At 56.3% G+C, this 18,921-nt stretch carries 18 protein-coding genes; 5 read left to right on the top strand and 13 right to left on the bottom strand.

Features of this window, described 5'->3' with window-relative positions; genetic code table 11:
- The gene (yfbR, locus tag OMR58_RS06020; RefSeq protein ID WP_105591267.1) at positions 1-597 is read left to right on the top strand and encodes a 5'-deoxynucleotidase; all 597 of its coding nucleotides are present in this window, start codon (positions 1-3) and stop codon (positions 595-597) included.
- A gap of 46 nt (positions 598-643) precedes the next feature.
- Here the strand turns inward: yfbR and OMR58_RS06015 are convergent, their stop codons facing one another.
- The 5 genes from OMR58_RS06015 to yfbV form a co-directional block, all read right to left on the bottom strand.
- Positions 644-1,498 (bottom strand): cell envelope integrity protein TolA, encoded by an 855-nt coding sequence (locus OMR58_RS06015; RefSeq protein WP_264545462.1) that lies wholly within the window; start codon positions 1,496-1,498, stop codon positions 644-646.
- A gap of 467 nt (positions 1,499-1,965) precedes the next feature.
- Positions 1,966-3,798 (bottom strand): SLC13 family permease, encoded by a 1,833-nt coding sequence (locus OMR58_RS06010; protein ID WP_264545461.1) that lies wholly within the window; start codon positions 3,796-3,798, stop codon positions 1,966-1,968.
- Positions 3,799-3,878: 80 nt separating this feature from the next.
- Positions 3,879-4,538, bottom strand: a complete 660-nt coding sequence (locus OMR58_RS06005) for a sugar phosphatase (protein WP_264545460.1) — start codon at positions 4,536-4,538, stop codon at positions 3,879-3,881.
- 13 nt (positions 4,539-4,551) lie between these two features.
- Positions 4,552-5,046: a YfbU family protein gene (locus OMR58_RS06000; RefSeq protein WP_264545459.1), complete on the bottom strand. Its 495-nt coding sequence runs from the start codon at positions 5,044-5,046 to the stop codon at positions 4,552-4,554.
- A gap of 144 nt (positions 5,047-5,190) precedes the next feature.
- Complete coding sequence (gene yfbV / locus OMR58_RS05995) at positions 5,191-5,643, bottom strand: terminus macrodomain insulation protein YfbV (RefSeq protein WP_105591260.1); 453 nt, start codon at positions 5,641-5,643, stop codon at positions 5,191-5,193.
- Between the two features lie 337 nt (positions 5,644-5,980).
- Between yfbV and ackA the strand changes: the two genes are divergently transcribed.
- Both ackA and pta read left to right on the top strand, forming a co-directional pair.
- Positions 5,981-7,183, top strand: coding sequence for an acetate kinase (gene ackA / locus OMR58_RS05990; RefSeq protein ID WP_200561200.1), 1,203 nt, complete (start codon positions 5,981-5,983; stop codon positions 7,181-7,183).
- A 137-nt stretch (positions 7,184-7,320) separates the two neighbouring features.
- Positions 7,321-9,465 (top strand): phosphate acetyltransferase, encoded by a 2,145-nt coding sequence (gene pta, locus OMR58_RS05985; RefSeq protein WP_105591616.1) that lies wholly within the window; start codon positions 7,321-7,323, stop codon positions 9,463-9,465.
- A gap of 786 nt (positions 9,466-10,251) precedes the next feature.
- Here the strand turns inward: pta and OMR58_RS05980 are convergent.
- The 5 genes from OMR58_RS05980 to OMR58_RS05960 all read right to left on the bottom strand — a co-directional run bounded on the left by OMR58_RS05980 (position 10,252) and on the right by OMR58_RS05960 (position 14,227).
- The gene (locus OMR58_RS05980) at positions 10,252-11,208 is read right to left on the bottom strand and encodes a transketolase family protein (RefSeq protein ID WP_264545458.1); all 957 of its coding nucleotides are present in this window, start codon (positions 11,206-11,208) and stop codon (positions 10,252-10,254) included.
- Positions 11,201-12,031, bottom strand: coding sequence for a transketolase (locus OMR58_RS05975; RefSeq protein ID WP_264545457.1), 831 nt, complete (start codon positions 12,029-12,031; stop codon positions 11,201-11,203). The genes OMR58_RS05980 and OMR58_RS05975 overlap by 8 nt, the downstream gene beginning before the upstream one ends.
- Complete coding sequence (locus OMR58_RS05970) at positions 12,028-13,419, bottom strand: PTS ascorbate transporter subunit IIC (RefSeq protein ID WP_264545456.1); 1,392 nt, start codon at positions 13,417-13,419, stop codon at positions 12,028-12,030. Before OMR58_RS05970 ends, OMR58_RS05975 begins: the two co-directional genes overlap by 4 nt.
- Positions 13,420-13,439: 20 nt before the next feature.
- Entirely contained in the window at positions 13,440-13,712 is a 273-nt protein-coding gene (locus OMR58_RS05965; protein WP_105591255.1) for a PTS sugar transporter subunit IIB, read from the bottom strand.
- Positions 13,713-13,783: 71 nt separating this feature from the next.
- Positions 13,784-14,227, bottom strand: a complete 444-nt coding sequence (locus tag OMR58_RS05960; RefSeq protein ID WP_264545645.1) for a PTS sugar transporter subunit IIA — start codon at positions 14,225-14,227, stop codon at positions 13,784-13,786.
- Positions 14,228-14,468: 241 nt separating this feature from the next.
- On the opposite strand from OMR58_RS05960, the gene OMR58_RS05955 reads away from it, so the two are divergent.
- Positions 14,469-15,485 (top strand): LacI family DNA-binding transcriptional regulator, encoded by a 1,017-nt coding sequence (locus OMR58_RS05955; RefSeq protein ID WP_264545455.1) that lies wholly within the window; start codon positions 14,469-14,471, stop codon positions 15,483-15,485.
- Positions 15,486-15,543: 58 nt separating this feature from the next.
- On the opposite strand, the gene yfcD is transcribed toward OMR58_RS05955, so the two are convergent.
- Together yfcD and yfcF are read right to left on the bottom strand one after the other, a co-directional pair.
- Positions 15,544-16,059 carry an NUDIX hydrolase YfcD gene (gene yfcD, locus OMR58_RS05950; protein ID WP_105591252.1) on the bottom strand — a complete coding sequence of 172 codons (516 nt, stop codon included), beginning with the start codon at positions 16,057-16,059 and terminating at the stop codon, positions 15,544-15,546.
- A 123-nt stretch (positions 16,060-16,182) separates the two neighbouring features.
- Positions 16,183-16,824: a glutathione transferase gene (yfcF, locus tag OMR58_RS05945; protein WP_264545454.1), complete on the bottom strand. Its 642-nt coding sequence runs from the start codon at positions 16,822-16,824 to the stop codon at positions 16,183-16,185.
- A gap of 245 nt (positions 16,825-17,069) precedes the next feature.
- Here yfcF and OMR58_RS05940 point away from each other — a divergent pair, with 245 nt between their 5' ends.
- Complete coding sequence (locus tag OMR58_RS05940) at positions 17,070-17,975, top strand: TIGR01777 family oxidoreductase (RefSeq protein ID WP_200562927.1); 906 nt, start codon at positions 17,070-17,072, stop codon at positions 17,973-17,975.
- Positions 17,976-18,142: 167 nt separating this feature from the next.
- Here the strand turns inward: OMR58_RS05940 and hisP are convergent, their stop codons facing one another.
- Complete coding sequence (gene hisP, locus OMR58_RS05935) at positions 18,143-18,916, bottom strand: histidine ABC transporter ATP-binding protein HisP (RefSeq protein WP_105591250.1); 774 nt, start codon at positions 18,914-18,916, stop codon at positions 18,143-18,145.
- Between the last annotated feature and the right edge of the window lie 5 nt (positions 18,917-18,921).

Raw genomic sequence — 18,921 nt, 5'->3', positions numbered from 1 at the left:
ATGAATCAAAGCCACTTTTTTGCCCACCTCTCCCGTCTGAAACTGATTAACCGCTGGCCGTTAATGCGTAACGTACGCACTGAAAACGTGTCGGAACACAGTCTGCAGGTGGCGATGGTTGCCCATGCGCTGGCGGTGATTAAAAACAAAAAATTTAACGGCAATCTCGACCCCGGCCGTATCGCTCTGATGGCGATGTATCACGACGCCAGCGAAGTGCTGACTGGCGATCTGCCCACGCCGGTAAAGTACTACAACGCGCAGATTGCCCATGAATACAAAAAAATTGAGAAGATCGCGCAGAAGAAGCTGATTGAAATGCTGCCGGAAGAATTGCGCTCAGCCTGGGCTCCACTGATTGACGAGCACCAGCACAGCGAGGCGGAAACGGCGATTGTTAAACAGGCAGATGCGCTTTGCGCCTATCTGAAATGCCTGGAAGAGCTGTCGGCGGGCAATAACGAATTCCTGCTGGCGAAAGCCCGACTGGAGAAAACCCTCTCCCAGCGCCACAGCCCGGAAATGGACTATTTTGTTGAGGTGTTTATCCCCAGCTTTAGCCTGTCTCTGGATGAAATCAGCCAGGAGTCGCTGTAAAGAGTGAAGCAGCGCCCAACGGGGCCGGGGCTACCTTCAGGCTATCTCAGCCCCGTTTAGGGAAAAACGCTACCGGCGCAGTCAGTGTTTTCTGCGCTCCGGGGGGCGGCGCAGGCACCGGAGAGGCGCGTTTAACCAGCGACAGCACCTCACGATCCAGCTCGGCGACGCCCGAACTCCTCGCCAGCGAAGCGCTCAGCACATTGCCGTCATCATCAATGGTGAATCGCACCAGCACGGTGCCGGTATCGCCACGCTCCTGCGCCGCTTCAGGATAGCGCTTGCGCTTTTCCAGGTGCGCCATCACTCGCCCAGCCCAGCTTGCCTCCTGAGGCGTGGAAACCGAACTGCTGGCGTTGGTTTTCTGCGCGGCGGTGCGCTCGGCCTGCTGCGTTTGCACCTGAGCCTGAACCGCCTGCTTTGCTGAAACCTGCTGCTGATGCTGAGCCTGCTGCTGCTTCTGCTTTTTTTGTTTTTCCTGCTGGGATTTGCCCTTTTGGTCTTTTTTCGTTTTCGCGCCCTGAGCGGCTCGCAGAGCGATATCCGGTTTTTCGGCTTCGGGAACCGCTTTCTCCGGCTCTTTTTCCGGCTGCTTCAAGGGATCGACGGCAGGCGCAGCGGCGGCATCGCTCTGTGTCTCTTCTTTCACCTTCTCTTCGCTGGCCTGTGAATTCTGGCTTTCCGGTGAGATATCGTTCCGTTCGGTCAGCACCGCCTGGGCGGTATCCGCCATCTCGATCATAATCGCCGCAGGCGGGGTATTATCGGCGGCGGTAATCGGCGGCATCCACATCAGCCACACAGCAGCACCAATATGCAGGCCTAACGCCAGCAGGCTGCCCGTCAGCCAGCTCGTTGTACCGGCGCGCTGCGCATCATCAAACGTCACTGGCGTTGCCATGTCTAACCAACCTCATTACATAAATCCCTACGGCATCCCCGGGAATTCGGGTCTCTGGTTAATAAAACGAATACGGAGGATAAATTTTCTGTTAAATCGGCAGTTTTTTTACGTCGGGGGGATTTGGCAAGAAATCAGTACGGGCAGGAAAGGACAGTGGCGGATTCAGGGCGAGGCAGATGCCTCGCCCTGGATTATCAGAGCTTCAGCGTGACGCTTCCGCGCAGCGTTCGGCCGGGATCTGGCTCCCTTTGCGATTCTTTCACTGTGTTCGTCCGCGTCCCTACAGCCGAACTGGGGCTGTCTTACTGCGTTATGAATTACAGATTCCCATGGCGGACAGGCCACACGTTTGATGTTGAATTCTGGTGTCGACTTTTAAAAAAACACGATCGGACTTTGAAGCCATTAAAACTTAACTTAACAACCAGCGAGCACTATGTGGGAGAGGGGCCAGCAGCAAAGAATCAGAACGGGAACAGCCGTGGAATCAACAGCACGCTAACCACCATCACAATCAGCGTAAACGGCACCCCAACCTTCACAAAATCAAAGAACCGATATCCGCCCGGCGCACATACCAGCGTATTCACCGGCGAAGACACCGGCGTCATAAACGCCGCCGATGCCGCTACGGCCACCGCCATAGTAAACGGATAAGGCGACACGCCCATCTGATGCGCGGCCGCCACGCCAATCGGTGCCATCAGCACCGCCGTAGCGGTATTGGAAATAAACAGCCCGATGGTGGCGCAGAGTACAAACAGACAGACCAGCATCACCTGCGGACTGTGCCCACCCGCCAGCTGCATCAACCCGTCAACGATTAGCGCCACGCCGCCGGTCTTTTGCAGCGCCAGCGCAAAAGGCATCATCCCGACAATCAGAATCAGCCCCGGCCAGAGAATCGACCGCCACGCGCTTTCCGCGTTAATACAGCGAAACTTCCCCATTAACAGGCAGGCAATGATCGCAGCAATAGGATTGGGGATCTCCTCGGTCAGCATCATCGCCACCATTAACGCCAGGCAGAACAGCGCATGCGGAGCCTGACTGCTGGCCGGTGCGACCTCATCCACCTCGGCAGGCAGGTTCAGCACCATAAAATCGCGCTGGGTCTGCTGCTGAATCTGGGCAATCTTTTTCCAGTCGCCCATCACCAGCAGAATATCGCCCAGCGCCAGCGGCTCATCCGTAAAGGCGTTTTCCAGCACTTCGCTGCCGCGCCGCATCCCCACTACGCTGATGCCGTAACGCGAACGAAAAGCGATTTCCCTCAGACTTTTGCCTTGTAGCGGTGAGTCGGCAAGCAGTGATACTTCGGCCATGCCAACGTCGCGGGCGCGATCGGAAAAGTATTCACCGCGCAGCACCATGGGTTCCAGCTGCTGACTGCTGCAAAACTCGCGCAGATCGATCTCAGCGGCAGACATATCAATCAGCAGCACATCACCGCTGCGAAACTCGGTGGTGCCGGTTACCGGCACCATTACCCGACGGAATTTACGCCAGCGCTCCAGTCCCACCACGCTGGCACCGAAGCGCTCTCGCAGCTGTAAATCGTCCAGTCGATGACCAATCAGTGGAGAATCCGGGCGAATAGCCAGACGACGGGCACGGCCGCTTAACCGGTATTGATGGATCAGTTCGCGGAAGGTACGCCGCGCCTGCCCCGGGCGGTCGGCGGCGGTCGGCGTCACCAGCCAGAAACGCGCCAGCAGCATATAACCAATGCCCAACAGCAGCACCACCAGCCCAATCGGCGTAACGGCGAAAAAGCCGAAACCGTTCAGCCCTTCGCGCACCAGCTCACTGTTAACCACCAGGTTGGGCGGCGTGGCGACCAGCGTCATCATCCCGCTGATCAATCCGGCGAAGCTTAACGGCATCATCAGGCGACCGGGGGAGCTGTTGATTTTGACGGCGACGCTCAACACCACCGGAATAAAAATCGCGACCACACCGGTCGAGCTCATTACCGCACCCAGCCCGGCGACGGTTAGCATCAGCAGCACCACCACGCGGCTCTCACTGTTTCCGGCCACTTTAATCAGCCACTCGCCCAGCTGCAGCGCCACGCCGGTGCGCACCAACCCTTCACCGACCACAAACAGCGCGGCAATAAGGATCACGTTAGGATCGCTAAAGCCGAGTGTCGCCTCCTGCAGCGTCAGCGTGCCGCTCAGCACAAAGGCAATAATGACCAGCAGCGCAACGACTTCCATACGCAGCTTGCCGGTAATAAAAAGCATCACCACAAAAGCCAGCAGGCAAAGTACCCAGAGCAGTTGATTGTTCACGGCAGATTCCCGTCAGGCAGCTATAGTTGCCAACAGCATGACATAAAAAAACCCCGCAATAGCGGGGTTAAATCAAGGGATTAGTGCTTACGATGGACATTCACCGTCCCGTCAGGATCGCGGTGTACGATCAGCTCTTCCAGCGAGGTCAGCGCCATATCCACTTCACTAAGGCGCGGCGCATCGGCAGGCGTGTTAACCGCCACCACGTGGCAGCCTGCCGCCAGACCGGAAAGAATACCCGCAGCGGCATCTTCCACCACCACGCACTCTTCCGGTTCCAGGCCCAACAGATGCGCACCCAGCAGATAGGCATCCGGCTCCGGCTTTCCGCGTTCCACGCGCTCAGCGGTGACAAATGCATGCGGTTCCGGCAGCCCGGTTGCGCCATGGCGGGCGCTGGCCACCGGCACAGAACCGGAGGTCACGATCGCCCAGGGGATCTCCAGCTCATCCAGCGTTGCCAGCAGGGATAATGCCCCCGGCAAAGCCACAATGCCGTCCGTGTCCTCAGCTTCCAGGCGCTCAAGGGCCAGAAACTCCTGCTGAACCTCTTCAGCCGAGGCACCTTGCATAAAGTGACGCAGTGAGGTGGTGGCCTGCTTGCCGTGGATAAAAGCCAGGATCTCTTCGGTATCAATCCCCCGACGACGCCCCCAGTTACTCCAGGCCCGCTCCACAACCGTCAGGGAATCTACCAGCGTGCCATCCAGATCGAACAGAAAACCTTTACACTTCACTGCGACGTCCTCATCAGGCGTTAATAATTTGTGCGATTTCGTTCGCACTCAAATGATACTGTCGCGGACAATTGTGCCATACAGCAAGCATTCGTTGATACTTTTCCCACATCGGAACCTGCGCATCAAACCGGTGACTGCCGGCAGGAAAATGCGTATAGCGCCCTTCACGCTCGACCATAAAGCGCGTGTAGCCAAGGTAACGTCCTTCGCTGTTGCCGTCGAAGCCGAGAAATTGCAGCCTGCGCGGATCGATATCCTGCGCATCTTTCAGATTACTCCAGGATATATGCAGCGCGTGGTGCATCTCCATCATTGCCAGCAGCGTGCGGCATTCAGCTTCGGGTAGCTGACTGAGTTCGCTATCCAGCTCTCGCATCTGCAAACCATAGCCGCGCTTGATGATGGTCTGGCAGCGCTGATAGTGCGCAGCATTTTCGGCATCAAGCATGGCCATAATCTGGTACTGATTGGAAAGAATTAAACGTTGGGCTGGGGTCATGTCCATCGGGGGCTCCCTGGTTGCGGAAATTAAGTTGTGGATAAGGATCTCACAGCCGCGTGGGGAGCTTCTTTGATGCAAAACGGGTTTCCAGATGAAAACCCGCTAAGGAATAACGTAACGTGTTAATCGATGAACAATCGTGACAGATCAGAGATCGTCGAGGAAAGTTTTATCCAGCTGCTTGAACGCGCGCTTCAGCACGTCGGCCAGCGACTGATAGGTCGGCTTGCCTTCCACCGGAGCAATCGCCTGCCCCGCCGCCTGTAACTTTTCACGCACATCATGGAACCAAGTTAATAATGTCGGCGGCAGCGGCGTGATGGAACGCTTACCCAGCCACCACAGTCCCTGCATCGGCAGGCTACAAGCAAATAGCGCAGTAGCAACCGCGGGACCAAGCTGGCCGCCCAGCGCGATTTGCCAGGTCAACGTGAACACCGCCAGCGGCGGCATAAATGCAATTGCAAAACGCGTGGCGCGCGTAACCCTGTTTTCAGGAAACACCGGCGCAAGGCGCTTATCGACAGGCCAGGTTTTCATATAATGCTGCCCATTTTGGAACAGCTTGAACCAACCTACGGAGCCGGATTCATTCGCCATAGCGGACCTCAACTTCAGAGATAAAAATTAAAAAAAAACCGCAATACACCAACTTTACATGACATTATTCAAAATATTTTGTCTTTATGGGCCACTCTGGGTATCCTGAGCGCGTTTTCGACCCTGGACAGCGGGTAACTGCGGTCAAAAACTGGTCGGGCCATGAAAGATCGAACAGGATTTAAAAAAATCCCGTAAAATATCCAAAATTTTTTACTGCCGATATCTGTAAAGTTCTCGTCAGTATGACATGTGTCATTAATGTACCAGCTTTCATGCGCTACGCTGATAGTCTGTTTGACTTTTATTTCGCCACTTTTGATAAATAGGACCTTCCATGTCGAGTAAGTTAGTACTGGTTCTGAACTGCGGTAGTTCTTCCCTTAAGTTTGCCATCATCGATCCGGCAAACGGTGACGAATTCCTGTCAGGTTTAGCTGAATGCTTCCACCTGCCGGAAGCCCGTATCAAATGGAAACTGGACGGCGCTAAACAGGAAGCGGCTCTGGGTGCCGGCGCGGCGCACAGTGAAGCACTAAACTTCATGGTTAAAACTATTCTGGCACAAAAACCAGAACTTTCAGCACAAATCGCGGCAATCGGTCACCGTATCGTTCACGGCGGCGAGAAACTGACCCAATCCGTGCTGATTGACGATTCTGTTATCCAGGGCATCAAAGACGCTTCTGATTTTGCGCCGCTGCACAACCCGGCACACCTGATCGGTATTGATGAAGCGCTGAAAAACTTCCCGCATCTGGCTGATAAAAACGTAGCCGTTTTCGATACCGCTTTCCATCAGACCATGCCGGAAGAGTCTTACCTCTACGCTCTGCCGTACAAACTGTATAAAGAACACGGCGTTCGTCGCTACGGCGCACACGGCACCAGCCACTACTATGTGACTCAGGAAGCGGCAAAAGTTCTGAACAAGCCGGTTGAAGACGTTAACATTATCACCTGCCACCTCGGCAACGGCGGTTCCGTTTCAGCTATCCGCAACGGCATTTGCGTTGACACCTCTATGGGCCTGACCCCGCTGGAAGGCCTGGTGATGGGCACCCGCAGTGGTGACATCGACCCGGCTGTGGTCTTCTTCCTGCACGACACACTGGGCATGAACGTTGACGCCATCAACAAGCTGCTGACCAAAGAGTCTGGCCTGCTGGGCCTGACCGAAGTGACCAGCGACTGCCGCTATGTTGAAGATAACTACGAAACCAAAGCCGATGCAAAACGTGCGATGGACGTATACTGCCACCGTCTGGCCAAGTATATCGGTGCCTACGCGGCGCTGATGGATGGCCGCCTGGATGCGGTTATCTTCACCGGCGGTATCGGTGAAAACGCGGCGATGGTCCGTGAACTGTCGCTGGGCAAACTGGCGCTGCTGGGCTTCGAAGTTGACCACGAGCGTAACCTGGCTGCCCGCTTCGGCAAATCAGGTTTCATCAACAAAGAAGGCACCCGTCCGGCCATCGTGATCCCAACCAATGAAGAGTTGGTTATCGCGCAGGACGCAGCCCGCCTGACCGCTTAATTTACTAATCTCCGTCAGCTCAGGCTGACGGAGTTGTTTTCAGAGAGCAGAAGTAACGATATAGCCCTGGTTTGCGCTGCAAAGATGCCATCGGTACTGATGCAGACGGATAAATGCAGGCTATTAGAGAGGTTATCGTGTCTCGTACTATTATGTTAATCCCTACCGGCACCAGCGTCGGCCTGACCAGCGTCAGCCTGGGCGTAATTCGTGCTATGGAACGTAAAGGCGTTCGTCTGAGCGTGTTTAAACCGATCGCTCAGCCGCGTACCGGCGGCAATGCGCCGGATCAGACCACGACCATCATCCGCAAAAACTCCAGCATCCCGGCCGCTGAGCCGCTGGCAATGAGCCGCGTGGAGTCTCTGCTGGGTTCCAACCAGCAGGACGTGCTGATGGAAGAGATCATCGCCCGCTACCACGAAAACACCCGCGATGCGGAAGTGGTGCTGGTGGAAGGTCTGGTGCCAACGCGCAAGCATCAGTTCGCGCAGTCGCTGAACTATGAAATTGCTAAAACGCTGAATGCCGAAATTGTGTTCGTCACTGCGCTGGGCAACGATTCTCCGGCACAGCTGAAAGAGCGCATTGAGCTGACTCAAAGCAGCTTCGGCGGCAGCAAGAATAAAAGCATTATCGGCGTGATCATCAACAAACTGAACGCACCGGTGGATGAGCAGGGCCGCACCCGCCCGGATCTGTCCGAAATCTTTGATGATTCCACCAAGGCTAACGTCGCCAACATCGATCCGAAGCAGCTGTTTGCCAACAGCCCGCTGCCGGTTCTGGGCTGCGTGCCGTGGAGCTTCGATCTGATTGCCACCCGCGCCATCGACATGAGCCGCCACCTGAATGCACGTATCATCAACGAAGGTGATATTCAGACCCGTCGTATTAAGTCAGTGACCTTCTGCGCACGTAGCCTGCCGCATATGCTTGAGCATTTCCGCCCTGGCTCGCTGCTGGTGACCTCCGCAGACCGTCCTGACGTGCTGGTTGCTGCCTGCCTGGCCGCCATGAACGGCGTGGAAATTGGTGCGATCCTGCTGACCGGTGGTTATGCAATCGACGCGCCGATCCAGAAACTGTGCGAGCGCGCATTCCAGACCGGCCTGCCGGTATTTATGGTGGATACCAACACCTGGCAGACTTCTCTGAGCCTGCAGAGCTTCAACCTGGAAGTGCCCGCCGACGATACTCAGCGCATTGAGCGCGTGCAGGAATACGTTGCCAGCCATATCGACGCCGAGTGGGTCGAGTCGCTGACTGCGGCTTCCGAGCGCAGCCGTCGTCTGTCTCCGCCAGCCTTCCGCTACCAGCTGACCGAGCTGGCACGTAAAGCCGGTAAGCGTATCGTTCTGCCGGAAGGCGACGAGCCGCGTACCGTGAAAGCGGCAGCTATCTGTGCCGAACGCGGCATCGCTACCTGTATTCTTCTGGGTAACCCGGAAGAGATCCAGCGCGTTGCGGCTGCACAGGGCGTTGAGCTGGGCAAAGGCATTGAGATTGTTGACCCGGCAGTGGTGCGTGAAAACTACGTTGCCCGCCTGGTTGAACTGCGTAAGAGCAAAGGCATGACCGAAGTGGTCGCGCAGGAGCAGCTGGAAGACAACGTGATGCTGGGCACCATGATGCTGGAAGCCAGTGAAGTTGACGGTCTGGTATCCGGTGCGGTGCACACTACGGCAAACACCATTCGTCCACCGTTGCAGCTGATCAAAACGGCACCGAACAGCTCGCTGGTATCTTCCGTGTTCTTTATGCTGCTGCCTGAGCAGGTTCTGGTTTACGGCGACTGCGCCATTAACCCGGACCCGAACCCGGAGCAGCTGGCAGAGATCGCCATTCAGTCAGCGGATTCCGCGACTGCCTTCGGTATTGAGCCACGCGTTGCGATGATCTCCTACTCTACCGGTAACTCCGGTGCCGGTAGCGACGTTGAGAAAGTGCGTGAAGCGACCCGCATCGCGCAGGAAAAACGTCCGGATCTGGTTATCGATGGTCCGCTGCAGTATGACGCCGCGATCATGGACGATGTCGCCAAGTCTAAGGCACCAAACTCTCCGGTTGCCGGCCGTGCTACGGTGTTTATCTTTCCGGATCTGAACACCGGTAATACCACGTACAAAGCGGTACAGCGTTCTGCGGATCTGATTTCCATCGGTCCAATGCTGCAGGGTATGCGTAAGCCGGTGAACGACCTGTCTCGCGGTGCGCTGGTGGATGATATTGTCTACACCATCGCGCTGACGGCGATTCAGTCCAAGCAGGCTGAAGGTTGATTTAAGCTCTGATGCAGTAGCAGGTCTTACGGCCTGATGCTGATCGATTAAAGTCGCTATCTTTCGGGATAGCGGCTTTTTTTATGGCCGGTGGCAAGGGGCTGGATGTTGCGGATGAGATTTCTGGATATTACGACTGTAGTTTCTGAGGGCTTCGGTTTCTGGAGGTTGCGGCTGCTTCTGGGAATGGGTGCCCAGCCTGGGCGGGGGTTTGTCGGCGGTCCTCGCGCCACGCGATGCGTGGTTCCCTCGGTTACAGCATCCGGCCTGTCGGACCGGCGGAGACGGTACATCCCTGTACCGACCCCGCCTGACGCCCGCTTCCCGGCTGGCGTCTCCTGGCCTGCTGCTTTCACCTCAGCGCTGCGGATTGCCTTTAATCCCCCGCCCGGGCTGTTCCCCCTTCAATCGACAGATGTCGCTTTTCTTTGAAAGGCGAATCGTCCAGACTGCAAATCAAACGCTGAACAGACCCTGAATCACCGCCAGACAGCTCTGTAATAACGGTGCTGGCTGGTGGCTGCCACGGCTGGCAATCCGCAGCGCTGAACGAAGAAAGGAAGCCAGGATGTGCCCGCAGGACGCGGGCACAAGGCTCGGTCGGCACACGGATGTGCCGTCTGAGCCGGTCCGAGAGGCTGACGAACGCAGTGAGGGCACCACGCAACGCGTGGCGCGAGGACCGGCCAGACGGGGCAGCCACCAGCCAGCACGAACTCCTGCATCGCAGGCTCCCAGTTCCTGGCTCCTGGCTCGCAACAAAAAAATTTCGATCCAGAATCCCCCCTACAGCAATTCACGTGCCGCAGCCACAATCTCATCCGCCGTCAACCCATACTCCTGCTGAAGCCACTCCTGCGTTCCCACCTGACCATAGCGCTCCTTCACCCCAACACGACGCATCGGCACCGGACAACTTTCCACCAGCACCTCCGCCACCGCCGACCCCAGCCCGTTATGAATACTGTGATTCTCACAGGTCACGATCCGTCCGGTTTTCTCCGCATAGTTTTTAACCAGCATGCGGTCGATCGGCTTAAGGGTAAACATATCGATCACCGCCGCGCTTACGCCCTGCTCCGCCAGCCGATCGGCGGCTACCAGCGCTTCAGCCACCATGATGCCGTTGGCGATAAGCGTAATATCACTGCCGTCGCGCAGTACATTGCCTTTGCCAATGGTAAAACGCGTGCCCTCCGGATAGATTTTTGCCGCCTGCTTGCGGATAGTGCGAACCCAGTAAAAACCGCGCAGCGTCGCCAGCTGCTGCAAAATATCGCGGAACATCGTCGCATCGGTGACCTCCATCACTACCGAGTTTGCCAGGCCGCGCACAATGCCCATATCTTCAAACGACATATGCGTGCCGCCGTTGTGGCAGGCCGTCACCCCTGCATCGGAGGCGATAACCTTAACGTTGTTCTTTTGATAATCGAGTGCCATAAACAGCTGATCGAAGCAGCGGCGGCTGGCAAAAGCGGTAAAAGTATGCACAAACGGCGTGCGCCCGGTCAGCGACAGACCGGCAGAAACGCCAATCACGTTAGCCTCCATAATGCCGCAGTTGATAACGTGCTGCGGCCAGTCCCGCTGCACGCCGTCCATCGCCATCGAACTCATCAGATCGGCTTCCAGCGCAATCACCGGCGTTCCGGCGGAAACCAGCTCACGAATGAAGTTGGCGTAAACTTTACGCATTTCAGTGGTATCACGCTCAAGCGTTACAGCAGTTGTTTCAGTCATGGGCGGCCTCCAGGGCAGCAATTTCAGCGTCAATAGCCTGCCGCTGCTCCGGCGTCAGGCGCAGATGGTGGCTGTTACTTAACTGTTCAAGCCACGGCACCCCCTGCCCTTTAATACTGTCGAGAACGATAGCCAGCGGCCGCTGCTGCGCCTCCCTGACCGGTTTCAGCGCGCCATACAGCGCGGGGATATCGGCACCGGGTACGGTCTGCGCCTCAAAACCAAAGGCGGTGAATTTTTTCGCCAGGTCGAACGGCTGAATCACTTCATCGAGCGTGCCGTCCAGCTGCTGCTTATTCCAGTCCACCAGCACGGTCAGATTGTTCAGCTTGTGGTGAGCGATAAACTGAAACGCTTCCCAGCACTGCCCCTCATTCAGCTCTCCGTCGCCGACGATGCAAAACACGCGATTGCTGCGCCCCGCCAGCCTGTGGGAAAGCGCCATCCCGGCGGCAATCGAGATCCCCTGCCCCAGCGAACCGGTCGTCGCATCCACGCCGCGCGTTTTTAGCCGGTCCGGATGGCTGGGCAGCAGCGTACCGTTCGCATTTAGCGTGGTCAGCTGCTCCCGGGGGAAATAACCTTTGATCGCCAGCGTACTGTAAAGCGCAGGCCCGGCATGCCCCTTCGACAGTACAAAGTAGTCGCGTTCAGACCAGTCCGGATCGCCCGGATCGATGCGCATCACATCGCCGTAGAGTACCGCCAGGGTTTCCACCACCGACATGCTGCCGCCGTAGTGGCCGAAGCCAAGATGGGTCAGCGCCTTCAGGGTTTCCACGCGGATATCGTTCGCTAACTGCGTCAGTTCTCGGGTATTCATGGATTAACCTCCGAATCATTTTTGCTGCTATCGTCAGCCGGTTTGGGTTTGCGGAACAGGTTATGCAGCACCAGCAGCGCGAAGATGCCGACAATCACCACGGTAATCATCTCTTTCGACAGATACTGCGCCAGGTTCCCCAGGATGATGCCCACCACGCCGAAGTCGGCATCCGAGAAGGTGGTATTGGCAAAGCCGAGCGCCCCCAGCACCGGCAGCAGCAGTACCGGCAGGAAGGTGATCAGCAGGCCGTTGGCAAATGCCCCACACATCGCACCGCGTCGGCCGCCGGTGGCATTGCCAAAGACGCCTGCGGTAGCACCGGTAAAGAAGTGCGGCACCACGCCGGGCAGGATCAGCACCAGCTTCAGCTGGCCCAGCAGGAACAGCCCCACCAGTCCGCCGAGGAAGCTAAACAGGAAGCCAATCAGCACCGCGTTCGGCGCATAAGGGTAAACCACCGGGCAGTCGAGGGCGGGACGCGCGTTCGGCACCAGTTTTTCCGAGAAGCCGGTAAACGCGGGGACGATCTCGGCCAGAATCAGCCTCACGCCCTGCAGGATGATAAACACCCCGGCGGCGAAGGTGATGGCCTGGATGATGGCGTACACCAGGAAGTTCTGGCCGCCGCTGAGCTGCGATTCAACGTATTCACTCCCGGCGCAGAAGGCCATAATCATATAAATAACGATCATGGTCAGGGAGATAGAGATGGAACTGTCGCGCAGGAAGCTCAGATTTTTCGGCAGGTTCATCTCTTCGGTAGAGCGCGAGCTTTTACCGGTTTTACTGCCGATCCAGCCCGCCAGCACATAACCAATCGTGCCGAAATGGCCGAAACCGATATCATCATTACCGGTGATCTGCCGCATATAGCGCTGAGCGATGGCCGGGAAAATCGCCATTATCAGCCCCAGCGTCAGCGCGCCGGTAAATACCAGCAGCACGCCATCAAAGCCCGCAACGCTGAGAATAACCGCAATCATGCAGGCCATATAAAACGTATGATGCCCGGTCAGGAAGATATATTTAAGGCGGGTGAATCGGGCAACAATGATATTCGCCACCATGCCAAATGCCATAATCAGCGCGGTAGAGGCCCCGTATTTCTCTAAGGCAATTGAGACTATCGCTTCGTTATTAGGAATAATTCCCTGAATATTAAATGCGTGCTCAAACATTCCCCCTAAGGGATTGAGCGAGCTGACCAGCACGGTAGCACCACCGCCCAGAACGATAAAGCCGAGTATGGTTTTTACTGTGCCTTTTACCACGTCAGTAAAAGGTTTTTTTTGAGCAATCAGGCCAATCATGGCGATCAGCCCCACCAGTACAGAGGGAACTTTTAATATATCTACCACAAACTTCAGCGTTTCCTGGATAATCATATCCGCCTCGCTTCGAAGGATTAATGGGAAGAGAAATATTCCTTGAGTTTTGTTTCCAGCTCCGTCATGTCGATAATACTTTTCAACACCACCAGCCTGTCCGGGGGCACATTGGCGCTTTCCGCAATATCTCGTGCCATGACAAACAGATCCGCCGCACCCGGCGTTGCCGATGAGAGGTCAGAGTGCTCTACCTCCGCTTCAATATTGAGTTTCTTCAGCACTTTTTTGATATTCATTTCAACCATAAAGCTGCTGCCAAGACCTGAACCGCATACGGCCATGATTCTCATAACGCCACCTTATTTACAGTCGAACGGAACCATGCCGATAAAAGCACAGCGTCATTATTTTTCGAAATCATTCAGAACGGAGCGATAACTTTTTTAATTTCCTCCAGCGTTATGGCGCGGTGCAGGTTTTCCAGCGCCCTGTCATTAGAAAATAACTCGCTGAGGCTGGATAACATCGCAATATGCGAATGACTGTCTTTCGCCGCCAGCATCACAATGACATTCACCGGGTCAAATTCTCCTGCACCAAAATTTACGCCGCGCCGAAGTTTAAGCAGTGACAGACCCATTTCGCAGGCCCCTTCCTCCGGGCGAGCATGTGGCATTGCCAGACCAGGTGCCAGTACATAATAAGGGCCAATTTGCTGATGACCGCGAATAATAGCCGGAACGTAGTCGCTATTAATCACACCTGCTTTCAGCAAGGGTGCGGCACATAATTGCAGTGCCTGCTGCCAGTCGGATATTTCATCAGCCAGCTGGATAGTGCCATCGTGCAACCAGTGATTTAACACGCCACCTCCTGTTTTCATTTTGCGCTGGGTGAACAAACTGTAATCAACGGATAAATAATCATCCGTGACTATTCTCACAAAGATAGCGCTACCAAAAGTTATTCCGTGGATTTGTGATAGCGCTATCATAAAGAGCATGCCGTCAGCCGATTTTTCCCCAAAGCAATAACCTGACGACTAACATGTTCTTTGCAGATACTGGTAAATTGACAGCTAAATGGACGCAAAAACGGAAAAAGCCATGTCAGTCAATCGAAAACGACGCGGTACGGGGCGGGTAACGCTGTCCGATGTCGCCAATCTTGCCGGGGTGGGAACGATGACCGTTTCGCGCGCGTTGCGCACGCCCGACCAAGTTTCCGACAAACTCAGGGAAAAAATTGAAGCCGCGGTCAATGAGCTGGGCTATCTGCCTAATCTTGCCGCCAGCGCTCTGGCTTCCGCCTCTTCGCGAACCATCGCCATGGTGGTTCCCGGCCTGGCCGAAGCGGGATGCTCAACGATGTTTGCCGGGTTGCAGCAGATTCTGCAACCGGCGGGCTACCAGATTATGCTTACCGAGTCGCACCATCGCCTTGAAAATGAGGAAGCGCTGCTGGAGACGCTGCTGTCGTGGAACCTGGCCGCAGTGATCCTGCTGAGCGTTGAACATGGCCCGAATCTGCGCCAGTGGCTCAGTTCCGCCCGCATACCGGTGATGGAAATCGGCTCAATTCGCACCGATCCGCTGGATATGAATATCGGTATTGATAACGTTGAAGGGATGTTTCAGCTGACCTGTCTGCTGGCCGAGCGCGGCTATCAGAATATCGGGCTGCTGTGCGCCAGCCAGGAGCAGCGCCTGTTTCAGCAGCACCTGCGCGGCTGGCATAAAGCAATGCTGCGCCATCATATGTCGCCCCATCGGGTCATCAACGCTGCCACGCCTGCCAGTTTTTCCGCCGGGGCACGGCAGCTGCCGGAGTTTATCCTCAACTGGCCGGAGCTGGATGCGCTGGTCTGTGTTTCCGACGAACTGGCCTGCGGCGTGATGTACGAGTGCCAGCGGCGGCGTATCAAGGTGCCGGATGATTTAGCCGTTGTCGGCTACGGCAACAGCGACGTCAGCCAGGTTTGCCAGCCGCCCCTGACCACCGTCACCATCCCCCATCTCCAGATCGGCATCAACGCAGGTAAAGCGCTTCTGGCAAGGTTGGAAGAGGAACCATGGGAAGGCAAGCCGCTGGCACCCAGGCTGTGCCTGCGCGACAGCTGCTAGCGCGGAAAAGAAATGGGGCGCAGCCTGCGCTGCGCCCCGCTATCCACAAAATCGGCGATTACTCGCCTTCGCCGTTACGGCTCAGCCACAGCGACAGGGCTTTCAGCGAGTCGGCGGTGAATTCATCGCAGCGAGAGGTAATCTCTTCCGGCGTCATCCAGAAAATCTCATCCACTTCCTCTTCCTGCATGGCGAAAGGGCCGTGAGACACGCAGCTGAACAGGCCACCCCAGACGCGGCAGTGCTCATCTTCGTAGTAAAACAGGCCATGCTCCGCAAACGGTACGGCAGCGATTCCCAGTTCCTCTTCCGCTTCGCGCCGTGCAGACTCCAGCATCACTTCGCCACTTTGCACCACGCCGCCTGCGGTGGCGTCCAGCATGCCTGGCATAAAGTCTTTAATCTCGGTACGGCGCTGTACCAGAATTTTACCCATGCCATCGTGAACCACGATGTAGGTAGCCCGGTGTCGTAAACACTGGGCACGCATTTGTGCTCGGCTGGATTGGGCGATGACCTCGTTATCTTCATTAACGATATCGACCCACTCAGTGCCTGGCTCTTGCTCCACCATCCGTATCCCTTTTTGTTCTGGCGCTTTGCGCCGTTTAGTCATTATTATTCGCGGCGCAGCGCGATCCGCCTAAATTAATGATTAACGCCCCGCGACGCAATCATCCATTTGTGCGCATTCAGTTCAGGCCAGTTTGGCTGATTCCGCCAGCCACAGCTGCACGGAGGCGCGCTGCCACTGGAAGTTTGCATAGTCGGCAATCCGCTGCGGCAACGTATCACCATGCAGCGCCAGGCGATTCAGCATCACGGCAAAATCGGTGTCGGCAATAGTCCATTCGCCAAACAGATTCTGCTGACCAGCAGGAAGTAAACGCTCGGCGGCGGCAATCAATCTTTCGGCACTGGCCTGCCCGGCCTCGTCCAGCGTTGCCAGACGCGCACCGGCGAACAGGACTTCGGTTGGGCGCTGCTGGCGAATGGGCATAAAATCGCTGCGCAGCCAGGCCTGTAGCTCACGTGCTCTGGCGCGTTTTTCTCGATCGCGCGGATAGAGGCGTTCATATTCGGGTGCAGGAAAGCGATCTTCAAGGTATTCGGCGATCGCCGAGGATTTCGAGAGCATGAAATCATCAACCTGAAGTGTCGGAACGCGGCGCGTAAGCGATATCTCACCGTAGGCCTGCTGATGGTGTTCTTCGCGCGTGAGATCGATGCGTTTCAGCGCAAAGGGCAGCCCTTTCTCACTGAGCGCAACGTAAACTGACATCACATACGGACTAAAATAGTTAGCATCTGACCACAGAATAATATTCGGGTGACTCATCAGGCGTCCTTCGACGGTTACGGATTGAAACACCTGTTTAGCTGGTTTTTCGGCCGAAGGCAAACATCTCGTGTGAGTCAGATAGCAAATCAGAATGGCAGCAATCATCGGTACGGTTTACCTGCCCGAAATGAACCAAAAATCCATTGTTATCAGCCACCGTGCGCATTGTCACAGGTGACAACGCTATCTTCACCTATGCTGAAAGTGACCGTAACCGCGATCCACTGAAAAGGATAAACAGCATGCATATTCTGCTCACCGGCGGCACCGGGCTGATCGGCCAGCCGCTCGTTGCCCGTCTGCTTCAGGCTGGTCACGAGGTCAGCGTGGTGACCCGCGATGTGGCTGGCGCAAGGAAAAAACTCGGCGAGAAGGTCCGGCTATGGTCCGGGCTGGAGAAACAGCGCGATCTCAACGGCATTGACGCGGTGATTAATCTGGCCGGGGAGCCGATTGCCGCCAAACGCTGGAGCGAGACGCAAAAACAGCTGCTGTGCCGCAGCCGCTGGCAGATCACCGAACGGCTTGCCGCGTTAATCTCTGCCAGCAGTTCGCCGCCTGCCGTGCTGATATCGGGCTCTGCCACCGGTTTTTACGGGAACACCGGCGAGCTGGTGGTGACCGAAGACGATCCCGGCCACGATGAGTTCACCCATCGCCTGTGCGATACTTGGGAAAAACTGGCGATGCTGGCGGCGAGCGAGCGGACTCGCGTCTGCCTGTTGCGTACCGGCGTGGTGCTGAGCCGTTCCGGTGGTGCGCTGGAGAAGATGAAGCTACCGTTTAAGATGGGCGTTGGCGGGCCGCTCGGCAGCGGCAAGCAGTTTTTGCCGTGGATCCATATCGACGACATGCTGAACGGCATTCTCTGGCTGCTGGAGCATCCGACGCTGAGCGGGCCGTTTAACCTGGTCGCCCCCTATGCGGTGCGCAATCAGCAGTTTGCCGCCGCGCTGGGCGAAGCCATGCACCGCCCTGCTATCGTGCGTACGCCAGCCAGCGCAATCCGCCTGCTGATGGGTGAATCCGCGGTGCTGGTGCTCGGCGGGCAGCACGTATTGCCGCAGCGCCTTGAGGCATCCGGCTTTCGTTTCCGCTGGTATGAGTTAGATGAGGCACTGGCTGATGTGATCGACAGTAAAAAATAACCCTCTGACGTATCGCCATCGGGTTTAGGTCAGTAAACGCATCGTACAGTCAACCTGCCCGCCGCTTTTCATGCCGGAGCAGGATTGCACGGTGAACAACACGTCGTTAAGCAGATGACAGGCGGTTAGCAGGGGAACGCCTTACGCGGCCTTCCCCTTACGGGCAGTTACTTCAGTGCACCGGATAAAAACTGCTGCAGGCGGGCGCTTTTCGGGTTATTAAACAGCTCGTCCGGCGCGCCTTCCTCTTCAATTTTACCCTGATGCAGGAAAATCACGTGGCTGGAGACATGACGGGCAAACTCCATCTCATGCGTTACCACCACCATGGTTTTCCCCTCTTCGGCCAGTTTCTGCATAATGCGCAGCACTTCGCCCACCAGTTCCGGGTCCAGCGCCGAGGTCGGCTCATCAAACAGCAGCACCTCCGGCTCCATTGCCAGCGCACGGGCAATGGATACGCGCTGCTGCTGGCCGCCGGAGAGATGCACCGGGTATTTGGCACGCGCACGCTCGTCAATGCCGACCTTATCCAGATAGCGGATCGCCCGCTCGCGCGCTTCGCTTTTGCCCAGCCCCAGCACCTGAATCGGCGCTTCCATCACGTTCTCCAGCACCGTCATGTGGCTCCAGAGGTTGAAGTGCTGGAACACCATGGTCAGGCGGGTACGCAGGGTGCGCAGCTGCTCTTTATTGGACACTTTCAGCTGGCCGTCTTTATCACGCACCAGATTAATATTTTCATTGTTAACCGAGATAGTGCCTTCGCTTGGCTTCTCCAGGAAGTTAATGCAGCGCAGGAAGGTGCTTTTCCCCGAACCGGAAGATCCGATAATACTGATGACATCGCCGGCATTGGCCTGTAGCGATACGCCCTTCAGCACCTCATGTTCACCATAGCGTTTGTGCAGTTCGGTAACGCTTAATTTATTGTCAGCCATAGTTT

The sequence above is a fragment of the Erwinia sp. INIA01 genome, from assembly GCF_025947915.1.
GTDB lineage: Bacteria > Pseudomonadota > Gammaproteobacteria > Enterobacterales > Enterobacteriaceae > Erwinia > Erwinia coffeiphila.
Note: the sequence above shows the minus strand (reverse complement) of the source record. Positions and strands in the feature narration are given on the sequence as shown.